Annotated in this window: 14 protein-coding genes and 1 tRNA gene; 12 read left to right on the top strand and 3 right to left on the bottom strand. The window is 61.6% G+C overall.

Translation table 11 applies throughout. The annotated features are described in order from the left end of the window. Positions 1–47: 47 nt before the first annotated feature. Together C1720_RS03575 and C1720_RS03570 are read left to right on the top strand one after the other, a co-directional pair. Positions 48–686: an RNA pyrophosphohydrolase gene (locus C1720_RS03575; protein ID WP_050715548.1), complete on the top strand. Its 639-nt coding sequence runs from the start codon at positions 48–50 to the stop codon at positions 684–686. Continuing rightward, positions 683–1,216, top strand: coding sequence for a CNP1-like family protein (locus C1720_RS03570; RefSeq protein ID WP_102283256.1), 534 nt, complete (start codon positions 683–685; stop codon positions 1,214–1,216). Before C1720_RS03575 ends, C1720_RS03570 begins: the two co-directional genes overlap by 4 nt. A 344-nt stretch (positions 1,217–1,560) precedes the next feature. Here C1720_RS03570 and C1720_RS03565 read toward each other — a convergent pair whose 3' ends face one another. Beyond that, on the bottom strand, positions 1,561–2,700 hold the full coding sequence (locus tag C1720_RS03565; protein ID WP_102283255.1) for a S1C family serine protease: 1,140 nt from the start codon (positions 2,698–2,700) through the stop codon (positions 1,561–1,563). 110 nt (positions 2,701–2,810) lie between these two features. Here C1720_RS03565 and C1720_RS03560 point away from each other — a divergent pair, with 110 nt between their 5' ends. After that, positions 2,811–3,563, top strand: a complete 753-nt coding sequence (locus C1720_RS03560) for a Nif3-like dinuclear metal center hexameric protein (protein ID WP_102284481.1) — start codon at positions 2,811–2,813, stop codon at positions 3,561–3,563. Between the two features lie 140 nt (positions 3,564–3,703). Beyond that, positions 3,704–4,720: a 4-hydroxythreonine-4-phosphate dehydrogenase PdxA gene (gene pdxA, locus C1720_RS03555; protein ID WP_102283254.1), complete on the top strand. Its 1,017-nt coding sequence runs from the start codon at positions 3,704–3,706 to the stop codon at positions 4,718–4,720. A gap of 80 nt (positions 4,721–4,800) precedes the next feature. Here the strand turns inward: pdxA and mscL are convergent, their stop codons facing one another. Continuing rightward, positions 4,801–5,214 carry a large conductance mechanosensitive channel protein MscL gene (gene mscL / locus C1720_RS03550; protein ID WP_050715552.1) on the bottom strand — a complete coding sequence of 138 codons (414 nt, stop codon included), beginning with the start codon at positions 5,212–5,214 and terminating at the stop codon, positions 4,801–4,803. A gap of 160 nt (positions 5,215–5,374) precedes the next feature. On the opposite strand from mscL, the gene petA reads away from it, so the two are divergent. The 6 genes from petA to C1720_RS03520 all read left to right on the top strand — a co-directional run bounded on the left by petA (position 5,375) and on the right by C1720_RS03520 (position 9,538). Then, positions 5,375–5,971: a ubiquinol-cytochrome c reductase iron-sulfur subunit gene (petA, locus tag C1720_RS03545; protein ID WP_050715553.1), complete on the top strand. Its 597-nt coding sequence runs from the start codon at positions 5,375–5,377 to the stop codon at positions 5,969–5,971. Positions 5,972–5,983: 12 nt separating this feature from the next. After that, a complete protein-coding gene (locus C1720_RS03540) occupies positions 5,984–7,429 on the top strand; it encodes a cytochrome b (protein WP_102283253.1) in 1,446 nt (481 codons plus the stop codon). An 18-nt stretch (positions 7,430–7,447) separates the two neighbouring features. Next, complete coding sequence (locus C1720_RS03535; protein WP_102283252.1) at positions 7,448–8,212, top strand: cytochrome c1; 765 nt, start codon at positions 7,448–7,450, stop codon at positions 8,210–8,212. A 99-nt stretch (positions 8,213–8,311) separates the two neighbouring features. After that, on the top strand, positions 8,312–8,923 hold the full coding sequence (locus tag C1720_RS03530; protein WP_050715556.1) for a glutathione S-transferase N-terminal domain-containing protein: 612 nt from the start codon (positions 8,312–8,314) through the stop codon (positions 8,921–8,923). Between the two features lie 25 nt (positions 8,924–8,948). Beyond that, entirely contained in the window at positions 8,949–9,434 is a 486-nt protein-coding gene (locus tag C1720_RS03525; protein ID WP_233199788.1) for a ClpXP protease specificity-enhancing factor, read from the top strand. A gap of 28 nt (positions 9,435–9,462) precedes the next feature. Then, a tRNA-Thr gene (locus tag C1720_RS03520) sits at positions 9,463–9,538 on the top strand. A 21-nt stretch (positions 9,539–9,559) separates the two neighbouring features. Here the strand turns inward: C1720_RS03520 and C1720_RS03515 are convergent. Then, complete coding sequence (locus C1720_RS03515) at positions 9,560–9,901, bottom strand: DciA family protein (protein WP_050715558.1); 342 nt, start codon at positions 9,899–9,901, stop codon at positions 9,560–9,562. Here C1720_RS03515 and C1720_RS13970 point away from each other — a divergent pair. Both C1720_RS13970 and secA read left to right on the top strand, forming a co-directional pair. Further along, on the top strand, positions 9,876–10,169 hold the full coding sequence (locus C1720_RS13970) for a hypothetical protein (protein WP_146006851.1): 294 nt from the start codon (positions 9,876–9,878) through the stop codon (positions 10,167–10,169). The genes C1720_RS03515 and C1720_RS13970 overlap by 26 nt on opposite strands. A gap of 130 nt (positions 10,170–10,299) precedes the next feature. Further along, positions 10,300–13,101: a preprotein translocase subunit SecA gene (secA, locus tag C1720_RS03505; RefSeq protein ID WP_102283249.1), complete on the top strand. Its 2,802-nt coding sequence runs from the start codon at positions 10,300–10,302 to the stop codon at positions 13,099–13,101. Positions 13,102–13,359 lie beyond the last annotated feature (258 nt).

Genomic DNA, 13,359 nt, shown 5'->3' with positions numbered 1-13,359 from the left:
ACGCGCGGGCATAATGGCCCGCAACATTTTGAAATTGGAGTTTGATTATGCTTGACCGGGAAGGCTTTCGCCCGAATGTCGGCATCATCTTGCTCAACCAGAAAAACCAGGTTTTTTGGGGCAAACGCATACGCACCCATTCCTGGCAGTTTCCGCAAGGCGGCATTGACCGGGGCGAAACCCCGGAGCAGGCCATGTACCGCGAGCTGCATGAGGAAATCGGCCTGAAGCCGGAGCACGTGCGCATCGTCGCCCGTACCCGTGACTGGTTGCGCTACGAGGTGCCCGACCGCTTTATCCGCCGCGACGCGCGCGGCCGCTACCGGGGGCAGAAACAGATTTGGTTTCTGCTGCAGCTCATCACTCATGACTGGAACCTGAACCTGCGCGCCACCGATCACCCTGAATTCGATGCCTGGCGCTGGAACGATTACTGGGTGCCGCTGGATGTGGTGATTGAGTTCAAGCGCGGCGTGTATGAAATGGCGCTCACCGAGCTGGCGCGCTTTCTGCCGCGCCCGCCGGAGCATCGCAACCGCTACCTGCGCAGCGGCATCCGCACGCCCGTGGCGGCCTGCAATTTGCCGCCGGATTCCGAACCCGCTCCGCTGGGGCCAGCCAGCGGCCCGCCCGCTTTCTGGCGGCTGGATGACGCGCCTCCCGCCACTGAACACGCACAGCCATGACTTGCCGCCGCCGCACTGCTTTCTCCCTTTCTCTGCCGTTGCTGGCCGCTTTGGCGCTGGCCGCCTGTGGCCGCCCCGAGCGGCTGCCCGAGCCTGCCGCTCCACCTGCAGGCACGGCGCTGAAAGTGGACCTGCCGCCCGCCTATGACGAAGCGCGCCTGATTGAAATTGAACAACCTCGCGGCAGCACCGTGCGCATTGGCATTGCGCCTGAAACCATCAGCGTGGACGCGCAGGCGGGCGTGGTGCGCTACGTGGCTGTCATGCGCGGCATCAGCGCCCGCGTGGCCACCTATGAAGGCATCCGCTGCAATGGCGGGCAGTGGCGCGTGTTCGCGCGCCGGCAGGCGGATGGTCCCTGGCTGGCGGCAGGCATGGAGTGGGAAGACATGTACGGCCCGCGCCAGCAGCCGTATGTGCGGGTTTTGGCGCGAGACGGCATGTGCATTGGCCCGGCCGTCAACACCGACGTGCGCTCCATCGTGCGCGGCCTGCAAAGCGGCGGCCGCAACGTGCTGTACAGGGGCTGAAACGGCGCCCCGGCCCCATCCTCTTGCCACAGCCCCCGAACGGGGCTTTGCTTGAAGCAGTCCGTGCATCCCTTGCCCCTGTCTTTGCCATAACCGCCTGCATGGCCGAAACGGTGGCGCGGTGGTAGAAAGGGAAAGCCTGAATTTGCTTCTGAATCCATAGCATAATGTCCTAGTGGATCGGGCGCAGAGCAGCATTTCATCCCACTTGAATTTGCTCTTGTTTTTGATGCGTCACGGCGGGCGGGGCGGCTGGTTTTTCAAGGCCCGCAGCGGCCTGTAGCCAGTCCTTGAAGCCGGGGGGCGGACCGCCGCAATCGGCGGGGCAGGGCGGGGCTGGCTCGCTACTGCCGCTGCGCCACGCTGGGCCGTAGGCCGGGCACAAGCTGCATTTCCACGTTTTGGCCCTGGCGCAAGGCGGTGAAGGTGGCGGCTGTGCCGGGGCGCAGGGCGGTGATGCCGGCGCGCAGTTCAGCCACGGTGCGGATGGGCTGGCCGTTGATGCGGGTGACGACGTCGCCTGGCCGCATGCCCGCGCGCGCAGCCGGGCCGCCATTGAGCACGCCGGTGATGATGACGCCTTGCGCGCTGGCTGCGCCCAGGTTTTCGGCCAGCTCGGGCGTGAGGGCGGTGGATTCCACGCCGATCCAGCCGCGCACGACGCGCCCGTTTTGCACGATGTCTTGCAGCGCCTGCCGCGCCACATTGACGGGAATGGCAAAGCCGATGCCCAAGCTGCCGCCGGAGCGCGAGTAAATGGCAGTGTTGATGCCCAGCAGGCGCCCTTGCTCGTCGGTGAGCGCGCCGCCGGAGTTGCCGGGGTTGATGGCCGCGTCGGTCTGGATGAAGTTCTCGAAGGTGTTGATGCCCAGCTGATCGCGCCCCAGGGCGCTGACGATGCCGCTGGTGACGGTTTGCCCCACGCCAAAGGGGTTGCCAATGGCCAGCACGCGGTCGCCCACCTCAATGCGGTCCGAGTCGCTGGGCGTCATCACGGGCAAATCGGGCAAGTCAATCTTGAGCACGGCCAGGTCGGACTCGGGATCGGCGCCAATCACGCGGGCGCTGGCGCGGCGGCCATCGGCCAGCACGGCCTCGATGTGATCGGCCTCTTGCACCACATGGTTGTTGGTCAGCACATAGCCATCGGCCGACATGATCACGCCCGAACCCAGCCCGCTTTGCGACTGGCTGCCCTGCTGCCCGAAAAAAAGGCGAAACCACGGGTCATCGGCAAACGGATGGCGCGTGATGCGGCTGGTGTTGATGCTGACCACGGCGGGCGCGGCGCGCCTGACGGCGGCGGCCAGGCTGCCCGGCTGCGCGGCGGCCGACACCTGCGGCGCGGGCAGAACGAGCGGCGCGCTGACCGCTGGCGGCGGGGCGGGCGCTGCCAGCCACTGCGGCTGCAAAGTGGCAATGACGAACCATGCGGCCACGAAAACGGTGACAGCCTGCGAGAAAAAAAGCCACAGCTTTTTCATTGGAATTCCTTGACGGTTCAAGCCTGCGCCCGCGCAGGCGGGCAAAGCCTGTTTTTGCGGGCGGCAGGCGCGGCGCTGAGCGCGCCGCAAACATGGCAGCATTGTCAGCCATGAGCACAACCGACCGGGCCACGCTGCTGGCCGCTTTTGACGAGGCGCTGCAACCGGCGCTGTTCAAGGACTACGGGCCGAACGGCCTGCAAGTGGAGGGCCGCGAGCGAATTGGCAAGCTGGTCAGCGGCGTGACGGCCAGCCTGGCGCTGATTGAGGCGGCCATAGCCGCCGGGGCCGATGCCATCTTCGTGCACCACGGCCTGTTCTGGCGCGGGCAGGACGGGCGCGTCACGGGCTGGATGAAGCAGCGTCTGGCGCGCCTGCTGGCGCACGACGTGAACCTCTACGCCTACCACCTGCCGCTGGACGCGCACCCCGTGCACGGCAACAACGCGCAACTGGCCCGGCGCCTGGGCTGGCAGCCCACGGGCCGCTTTGGCGAGCAGCAGCTGGGCTGGCTGGGCGAGGCGGCTTACGAAGACGGCCAGGCGCTGGCCGATCACCTGGCGCAAGCGCTGCAAAGGCCGCCCATTGCCATTTACGGGCCGCCTGCGCCCATTCGCAAGCTGGCCTGGTGCAGCGGCGGCGCGCAAGGCTTTTTTGAAGGCGCCATTGCGGCGGGGGCCGATGCCTTCATCACGGGCGAAATCTCCGAACCCCAGGCCCATCTGGCGCGCGAGTGCGGCGTGGCCTTTTACGCCTGCGGCCACCACGCCACCGAGCGCTACGGCGCCCCCGCCCTGGCCGCGCATGTGGCGCACCAGCTGGGGCTGGCGCATGAGTTCATCGAGATAGACAACCCGGCTTGAACCGAAGGCAGCAAGAGAGTCGATTTTTTTGCTTCTGATTCAATAGCGGCCTGCGCTTTTTCTTCTAGGACATCAGCGGTTTTCAGGGCAGTAAATTTGCTCTGCTTTCAGAAGCAGTCTGCGCTGAATTTGCAAACCTTATGCAGAAACCATTTGCCATTACCCAGGGCGATGCGGCGGGCATCGGCCCCGAAATCATCGCCAAAGCCTTTCAAGACGCGCCCGAAGCCATGCGCGGCTGCTTTGTGGCGGGCAGCGTGGCCGTGATGCGCCGCGCTGCTGGCTGGCTGGGCGGCCTGCCCGTGGCCTGCCTGGAGCAAGCCAATGAGGCGTTGCATGCTCCGCCGCGCTGCATTCCCGTGCTGCCTGTGGTTCAGGCTCCGTCCGGGTTGCCGGAGCCGGGCCGCGTGAGCGCCGCTGCAGGCCGCATGGCGGGCGAAGCCGTTGTCTGGGCGGCGCGCGCGGCTCTGCGCGGCGAGGTGGCGGCAGTGGTCACGGCCCCGCTGCACAAGGAGGCGCTGGCCGCCGCAGGCGAGCCATTCAGCCGCTTTCCAGGCCACACCGAGCTGCTTCAAGCTGAAGCAGCGGCGCACTTGGGCGTGCCGGTGGAGCAAGTGCCCGTGCGCATGATGCTGGCCAATGACGAGCTGCGCACGGTGCTGGTCACCATTCACATGCCGCTGCGTGAAGCCATTGAGCAAGTCACGCAGGCCAGCGTGCTGCGCACCCTGCAAATCACTCATGCGGCCTTGGCGCGCGCTTTGGGACGGCCGCCGCGCATGGCCGTGGCGGGGCTGAACCCGCACGCGGGCGAAGGCGGCCGGTTTGGCCGTGAGGAAATCGAGCACATCGCCCCCGCCATAGCCGCTGCCCGCGCGCAGGGCATGAATGCGCAAGGCCCTTTCGCGCCTGACACTGTTTTCATGCGCGCGCGCCAGGGCGCATTCGACGTGGTCGTGGCCATGTACCACGACCAGGGGCTGATTCCCGTGAAATACCTTGGCGTGGAAAAAGGCGTGAACGTGACGCTCGGTCTGCCCTTCGTGCGCACCAGCCCCGACCACGGCACGGCCTTCGATCTGGCGGCCACAGGCCAAGCCAGCGCCGGCAGTCTGCTGGCCGCCGTGCGCACGGCGCGCGCGCTGGCAGGCGAATGAGAGAGGAGAGACCTGCGCCTGGAAAAACGCCCGCATGAAAGCGGGCGCTGGCATGGAAAACAGAAATGGAGAAGGCGCTTTCAGCGCTTGAGGCTGTCGCGGATCTCGCGCAACAGCACCACTTCTTCAGGCGGAGCGGCAGGTTCGGCGGGCGGCTCGGCGCGGCGCAGGCGGTTCATCTGCTTGACCATGATGAAGATGATGAACGCCAGAATGACGAAATTGAGTGAGACAGTGACGAAGTTGCCATAGGCGAACACGGCGCCCGCCTTCTTGGCTTCGGCCAGCGGCAGCCCGTATTCCTGCCCGGACAGCGGGATGTAATAGCTGGAAAAATCCAGCCCGCCCAGCACCTTGCCCACCAGCGGCATGATGAGATCGCCCACCACCGAATCGACGATCTTGCCGAACGCGCCGCCAATGATGACGCCCACGGCCAGATCCATCACATTGCCCTTGACGGCGAACTCCTTGAACTCCTGCAACATGGACATGAAGCTTTCTCCTTTTGAAACATGAAATGGAAGAGGCTGCGTATTGTCAGGCACTGATGTACGTCAAAAGCGGCCAAGTTGAAACGGGCCATGTCAGAAAGATGGCTCCGCTACAATCCTGAGCTACCCCCGATACACAAAAACACACCAGAGGACTCCCATGAGTGATACCCCGGTAGATAGCAGCAAAAGGACGTGGCTGATTACCACGGGCGTCGTCGGCGCGGTCGGCGCAGGCGCGCTGGCAACCCCTTTTGTTGGCAGCTTCCAGCCGTCAGAAAGGGCCAAAGCCGCTGGCGCGCCTGTGGAAGTGGACATTTCCAAGCTTCAGCCTGGCGAAAAGGTCATCGTCGAATGGCGTGGCAAGCCCGTCTGGGTTTTGCGCCGCACTCCAGAGATGCTGGCAACGTTGAAGAATACGGACTCCGAAGTGGCCGACCCCAAGTCGGAACGCAAGGCATACCCCACGCCTGCGTACGCGCAAAACGAATGGCGCTCGCGCAAGGAAGAGTTTCTGGTTGTCGTGGGGATTTGCACGCACCTTGGCTGCTCGCCAGTGGACAAGTTCCAGACCGGTCCTCAGCCTTCGTTGCCTGACAACTGGGAAGGCGGATTTTTCTGCCCCTGTCACGGCTCCACATTCGATCTGGCTGGCCGCGTGTTCAAGAACAAGCCTGCGCCAGACAATCTTGAAGTGCCCCCCTACAAATTCCTGTCCGAAACCAAGATTCTGGTTGGCGACGATTCCGAAGCGTGACGGGAGGCGGACATGGCTGAATTCAAGGAAATTTCTCCGAATGCGCCATTGGTTGCCAAGGTAACCAACTGGTTTGACAACCGCTTTCCGACTGCGTTTGAGGCTTACCGCAAACACATGTCGGAGTACTATGCGCCGAAGAATTTCAACGTCTGGTACATCTTCGGCTCGCTGGCGCTGCTGGTGCTGGTGATCCAAATCGTCACGGGCATTTTTCTGGTGATGCACTACAAGCCTGATGCGGCCAAGGCGTTTGAGTCGGTCGAATACATCATGCGCGACGTGCCGGGCGGCTGGATCATCCGCTACATGCACTCCACGGGGGCCTCCGCTTTCTTCATCGTGGTTTATCTGCACATGTTCCGCGGATTGCTGTATGGCAGCTACCGCAAGCCACGGGAGCTGGTCTGGATTTTTGGCTGCGCCATTTTCCTGTGCCTGATGGCTGAAGCATTCATGGGTTATCTGCTGCCTTGGGGACAAATGTCTTTCTGGGGCGCGCAGGTGATCGTGAACCTGTTTTCCGCGATTCCATTTGTCGGATCCGATCTGTCCCTGCTCATTCGCGGTGACTACGTGGTAAGTGACGCCACACTGAACCGCTTTTTCAGTTTTCACGTTATTGCCGTGCCGCTGGTGCTGCTCGGACTGGTGGTGGCGCACTTGCTTGCCCTGCATGACGTAGGCTCCAACAACCCTGATGGCGTGGAGATCAAGCAAGGCCCCAAAGGCAACCGCTGGTCGCCCACTGCGCCTGCGGATGGCGTCCCGTTCCACCCCTACTACACGGTTCACGACATTTTGGGCGTAGGCGTGTTTTTCATGGTCTATTTCGCCGTGGTTTTCTTCGCGCCAGAATTTGGCGGCTATTTCCTGGAATACAACAACTTCATTCCGGCCGATCCGCTGGTTACGCCAGCGCACATCGCGCCTGTGTGGTATTTCACGCCGTTCTATTCCATGCTGCGCGCCACAACCGACACGATGGTCAATGTGCTGTGCGTCATCATCGTGCTGGCAGCGGCATTCGTGTTCCTGCGTACACGCTTGCCCATGTTGATCAAGGTGGGGGTTGCTGGCGCGGCTGTCGTGGCGGCTTTCCTGCTCAAGACGTTTGACGCGAAGTTCTGGGGCGTGGTCGTCATGGGCGGCGCTGTCATCATCCTGTTCTTCCTGCCGTGGCTGGACTGGAGTCCCGTCAAGTCCATCCGCTATCGCCCCGGCTGGCATAAATGGCTCTATGCCGTGTTCGTGGTGTGGTTTGGCATTCTGATGGTGCTGGGCATCATGCTCCCCGGCCCGATTTTTGCCGCGCCTGCCTTGAGCTGGATGACCAATGAACTGGTCGCCATGATTGGCACGCTGTTTTACTTCGGCTTCTTCCTGCTGATGCCGTGGTGGTCGCGAATTGGCACGCCCAAACCTGTGCCTGATCGCGTCACCTTCACACCGCACTGAATTTGCCGGAGCATAAAAATGAAATTCCACAAGAAACTGGTCGCTGGCCTGATGCTGGCAGCGAATCTGGTCATCAGCGCCCACGCTGCAAGCGGCGGAATCCCTTGGGATAAGGCCCCTATTGACGTGACAAACCAGGCGTCGCTGCAAAACGGCGCACGCATCTTTGTCAATTACTGCCTGAGCTGCCATTCAGCGGCGTTCATGCGCTACAACCGTTTGCAAGACATTGGCTTGACGGAAGAACAGATCAAGGAAAATCTGATGTTCACCACTGACAAGGTGGGCAACGTCATGAAAGCCGCGATTGATCCCATCGAGGCCAAAAAATGGTTTGGCGCCAATCCGCCGGATTTGACATTGATTGCCCGCTCTCGGGCTGGCTCCAATGGCACGGGCGCAGATTACATCTACACCCTGCTGCGTTCTTACTATCGAGATCCCACCAAACCCACTGGCTGGAATAACTTGGCATTTCCCAGTATTGGCATGCCGCACCCGTTGTGGGAATTGCAGGGTGAGCGCAAGCCTCTGTTTGAAACGCATGAGTCACATGGCCAGCAAGTGCAAGTGCACAAAGGGTGGGAAGAAGTGACACCGGGTGCCATGAGCGCTGCCGATTACGACAAAAATGTGGGTGATTTGGTCAATTTCCTGCAATGGATGGGTGAACCGGCCCAGAACAAGCGCGTGAAGATAGGCATCTTTGCCATGCTGTTCCTGGCTTTGTTTACTTTTGCCGCCTGGAATTTGAACAAGGCATTCTGGAAAGACGTCAAATAAAGTCTTTTATTCTGCGTGCCCGGTTTTGACCGGGCAGTAAATAGAGTGGACGGTGCATTTGCGCTGCCCACTCTTTCGGTTTTTTAGGAGCCTCCCGCCATGATGGTGCTTTATTCAGGAACAACCTGCCCCTTTTCGCATCGCTGCCGTTTTGTGCTGTTCGAGAAGGGAATGGATTTTGAAATCCGTGATGTCGACCTGTTCAACAAGCCGGAAGATATCAGTGTGATGAACCCTTATGGGCAGGTGCCTATTCTGGTGGAAAGAGATCTGATTCTTTATGAATCAAATATCATCAATGAATATATTGATGAGCGTTTTCCTCATCCGCAGCTTATGCCGGGCGATCCGGTGGACCGGGCGCGGGTGCGCCTTTTCCTGCTCAATTTTGAAAAAGAGCTGTTTTCTCACGTAAGCGTGCTGGAACATCGTGTGGGCCGGACCAATGAAAAGGCGCTGGAAAAAGCGCGGGGAAATATCCGCGATCGCCTGACGCAAATGGCGCCCGTGTTTTTGAAGAACAAATATATCCTGGGCGAGCATTTCTCCATGCTGGATGTCGCTTTGGCGCCTCTGCTCTGGAGGCTTGATTACTATGGAATTGAGCTGAGCAAGAATGCGGCGCCGCTTCTCAAATATGCGGAGCGCATCTTTTCCCGGCCTGCGTATATTGAGGCACTGACGCCGTCTGAAAAAGTCATGCGGAAGTAATGATTGGGAACTTCAGGAGGCTGAATTGGAAACCACCTCTACCCAGCCGTATTTGTTGCGCGCCTTGTATGAATGGTGCAGCGACAATGGGCTGACCCCCCATATTGCGGTGCGTGTGGATGAAACCGTGCAGGTGCCCAGAGAATTTGTTCAGAATGGGCAGATTGTGCTTAACATTGGTTTTGACGCGACCAATGGCTTGAAAATGGGCAATGACTATATTGAGTTCAAGGCCCGTTTTGGCGGCGTGCCGCGAGATATTTTCATACCCGTCAATCGGGTGCTCGCGATCTATGCGCGGGAAACGGGGCAGGGCATGGCATTCCCGGAGGCGAGCCAAGAGGCTGAAGCGGGGAAAATGCCAGGCGCAGACGGCGAATCTGAGGTGCCCATAGCCGAGAAACCTCAACTACGGCCTGTTTCGCCACCCGGTTCTAGCAAAGATGCCGGGCCGGATGACGAGCCTCCTGCGCCAAGCGGCGGCAGGCCATCGCTGAGAATCGTCAAATAGTGGTTAGAATCCGCCCCTTTGAGTTTCAGCCGGTTTAGCTCAGTTGGTAGAGCACCCGCCTTGTAAGCGGTAGGTCGTCAGTTCGAGTCCGACAACCGGCACCACATTAACAACCCGCCAGCCGCTCACGGCCAGCGGGTTTTTTCTTGGATTTTTGAATCGGGCGGCGGCTGGACCTTGAAGCGAAGGGTCTGCACCTCATGCCCCTTGGCGCGCAGGGCCGCTAGCAGGGCCGGAGCGAGCTGGCGCAGCTTTGCTGCGGCGGCTGTGTGGGCGATAAGCAGGCACCAAGTGCCGTCTTGCATGGGGCCTGGGCGCACGGCGCCACGTAGCGAAGCGGGCAGCAGGGGGCGGATGACGGCCATGCACGCACGGGTTTCCTCCGCCATTCGCATCAGTTGCGCAAGCATGGGTGAGCCGTGCATGGCTTGCTGCATGTTCATGGGGGTTTTCAACGTGATGCTCATGGCGGATGAAAGTATTGAAATGTTGCAAAGCGGCTATAGCTGGCAGCGCAGCCCGCTCCGCTTTCCGCGCGCATTATTGCCAGCAGGCAAGCGCAAGGTCTTCACAACCAGGCTCAGGAAGGAGATGCGCGCTCCGAAAATCTGTTCAGAGTTTGTCTGCAGGCACAAAAGCGCGGCCTTGGGCGATCTGTGGCGTTGTCAATCTCTGGCCGGGCAGCCAGCAGGCCATGAGGCCCGCTTGCGGTTCGCGCCTTGCAGCCTATTCTGATTCGCTCTTTTGCCCCTCGCGGCCAGACTGTGCACAGGTTCTAAAATGCCTCGCCGCCTTGCAAGCGCGGATTGTTTCCGCCCTTGCTTGGCTTTTTCTTTGACCGAACATTTTCCGATTTCCGCCGCGTATGCCCCTTACTCTTTTGACCAAGCTCTTTGGCAGCCGTAACGATCGCCTGCTCAAGCAATACCGCAAGACGGTGGCGCGCATCAACGCGCTGGAGCCGCAGTTCGAGAAGCTGTCCGACGAGCAAATCAGCGCCAAAACGCAAGAGTTCAAAGAGCGGCTGGGCAAAGGCGAAACGCTGGATCAGCTTCTGCCGGAAGCTTTCGCCGTGGTGCGCGAAGCCTCCAAGCGCGTGATGAAGATGCGCCACTTTGACGTGCAGCTGATCGGCGGCATGGCCCTGCACGAGGGCAAGATTGCCGAAATGCGCACGGGCGAAGGCAAAACGCTCACGGCCACGCTGCCCGTGTATCTGAACGCGCTCACGGGCAAGGGCGTGCATGTGGTCACGGTCAATGACTACCTGGCCAACCGCGACGCGCAATGGATGGCGCGCCTCTACAACTTCCTGGGCCTGACGGTGGGCGTGAACCTGCCTTACATGCCGCGCGAAGAAAAGCAGGCCGCCTACGGCGCCGACATCACCTACGGCACCAACAACGAATACGGCTTTGACTACCTGCGCGACAACATGGTGTACGAGCCGGGCGATCGCGTGCAGCGCCAGCTCAACTACGCCATCGTGGACGAGGTGGACTCCATCCTCATTGACGAAGCGCGCACGCCGCTCATCATCAGCGGCCAAGCCGAAGACCAGACTGCTATCTATCTGGCCATGAACGAAGTGGCCCCCCAGCTCACCCGGCAGGAAGGCGAAGCCGATCCGCGCACGGGCGAAGGCGTTATCAAGCCTGGCGACTTCACCGTGGACGAAAAGTCCCATCAGGTCTATCTCACCGAACAAGGCTACGAAAACGCCGAGCGCATCCTGGCCGCGCGCGGCCTCATTGCCGAAGGCGCGTCGCTGTATGACCCCGCCAACATCGCGCTGGTGCACCACCTCTACGCCGCCCTGCGCGCCGCGCACCTGTATCACCGTGACCAGCACTACGTGGTGCAAAACGGCGAAAACGGCCCTGAAATCGTCATCGTCGATGAATTCACGGGCCGCCTCATGACCGGCCGCCGCTGGAGCGACGGCCTGCACCAGGCCGTGGAAGCCAAGGAAGGCGTGCCCATCCAGGCCGAAAACCAGACGCTGGCCTCCATCACCTTCCAGAACTACTTCCGCCTCTACGCCAAGCTCTCGGGCATGACGGGCACGGCCGACACCGAAGCCTATGAATTCCAGGAAATCTACGGGCTGGAAACCGTCGTCATCCCGCCCAACCGCCCCAACAAGCGCGACGACCAGCTCGACCGCGTTTACAAAACCACCCCCGAAAAATACGCCGCCGCGCTCGCCGACATTCGCGAATGCCACAAGCGCGGCCAGCCCGTGCTCGTGGGCACCACCTCCATCGAAAACTCCGAAATCATCTCCAACCTGCTGAAAAAGGAGAACCTGCCGCACCAGGTGCTCAACGCCAAGCAGCACGCCAGCGAAGCCGACATCGTCGCCCAGGCCGGGCGCCCCGGCGTCATCACCATCGCCACCAACATGGCCGGGCGCGGCACCGACATCGTGCTGGGCGGCAACATCGAAAAAACCGTCGCCGCCATCGAAGCCGACGAATCGCTTGACGAAGCCACCCGCGCCAGCCGCATCCAGCAGCTGCGCCAGCAATGGCAGGCCGACCACGAAAAAGTCAAATCCCTGGGCGGCCTGCGCATCATCGCCACCGAAAGGCACGAAAGCCGCCGCATCGACAACCAGCTGCGCGGCCGCTCGGGCCGCCAAGGCGACCCCGGCTCCTCGCGCTTTTATCTCAGCCTGGACGACGCGCTCATGCGTATCTTTGCGGGCGACCGCGTGCGCGCCATCATGGACCGCCTCAAAATGCCTGAAGGCGAAGCCATTGAAGCCGGCATGGTCACCCGCGCCATCGAAAGCGCCCAGCGCAAAGTGGAAGGCCGCAACTTCGACATCCGCAAACAGCTGCTCGAATACGACGACGTCGCCAACGACCAGCGCAAAGTCATCTACCAGCAGCGCAACGACATCCTCAACGCGCAAGACCTCACCGCCCAGATCACCGCCTTGCGCCACGGCTGCTTTGAAGACCTTGTGCGCCAATACGTGCCCGCCGACTCGGTAGAAGAGCAATGGGACCTGCCCGGCCTTGAAAAAGCCCTGGCGCAGGACTGGCAAATCGAGCTGCCCCTGCAAAAGTCGGTGGAATCCTCCAGCTCCATCACCGATCAGGAAATCGTCGAAGCCGTGCGCGTGGCCGCCGACGAAGCCTACGCCGCCAAAGTGGCCCTGGTTGGCGCGGAAAACTTCCGCCCCTTCGAGCGCTCCGTGCTCCTGCAATCCATCGACAGCAACTGGCGCGAGCACCTCTCCGCGCTCGACTACCTGCGCCAGGGCATCCACCTGCGCGGCTACGCCCAGAAGCAGCCCAAGCAGGAATACAAGCGCGAAGCCTTTGAACTCTTCAGCCAAATGCTGGACACAGTGAAAAACGAAGTCACCCGCGTGCTCATCAATGTGCGCGTGCAAACCCGCGAGCAGGCTGATGAAGCCGCTGGCAGCATCAGCCAGCAGGCCGAGCGCGTCAGCAACGTTACCTACACCGCGCCCTCGGAAATGGGTGAGGCGCAGACCCTGCCCCAAACCCCGGCCGGCAGCGCACGCAGCACCGTGGCCGGGGCGGCAGGCGCGGGCCTGGCCGCAGGCGAAGTGCCCCGCGTGGGCCGCAACGACCCCTGCCCCTGCGGCAGCGGCAAGCGCTACAAGAACTGCCACGGCGCCTTGAGTTGATGGACTGATAGGCGGCTGGCTGGCCGCTGCACGGCACGGGGCGCAAGGCAACACCTGCGCCCCGTTCGTTTTCGTGCGCCGCCGGGTCAGGGCGGAGCAGGGCGCGCCTTCAAAGAAAACAGCCAGCTTTCAAAACGGTCAACCTTCATTTCGCGCGTGCGATGCGCCGCGCTGCCCTGGCGCATCTCAGCCAAGCGGCCTGCCGTCCGTTTTGCGGAATTGAATCAGGCGCCGCTCATGAAGCCCGTTCAGAAGCGC

The organism is Ottowia massiliensis (assembly GCF_900240305.1).
Classification (GTDB): domain Bacteria; phylum Pseudomonadota; class Gammaproteobacteria; order Burkholderiales; family Burkholderiaceae_C; genus Ottowia; species Ottowia massiliensis.
This window is presented reverse-complemented; position numbering and strand designations above follow the sequence as displayed.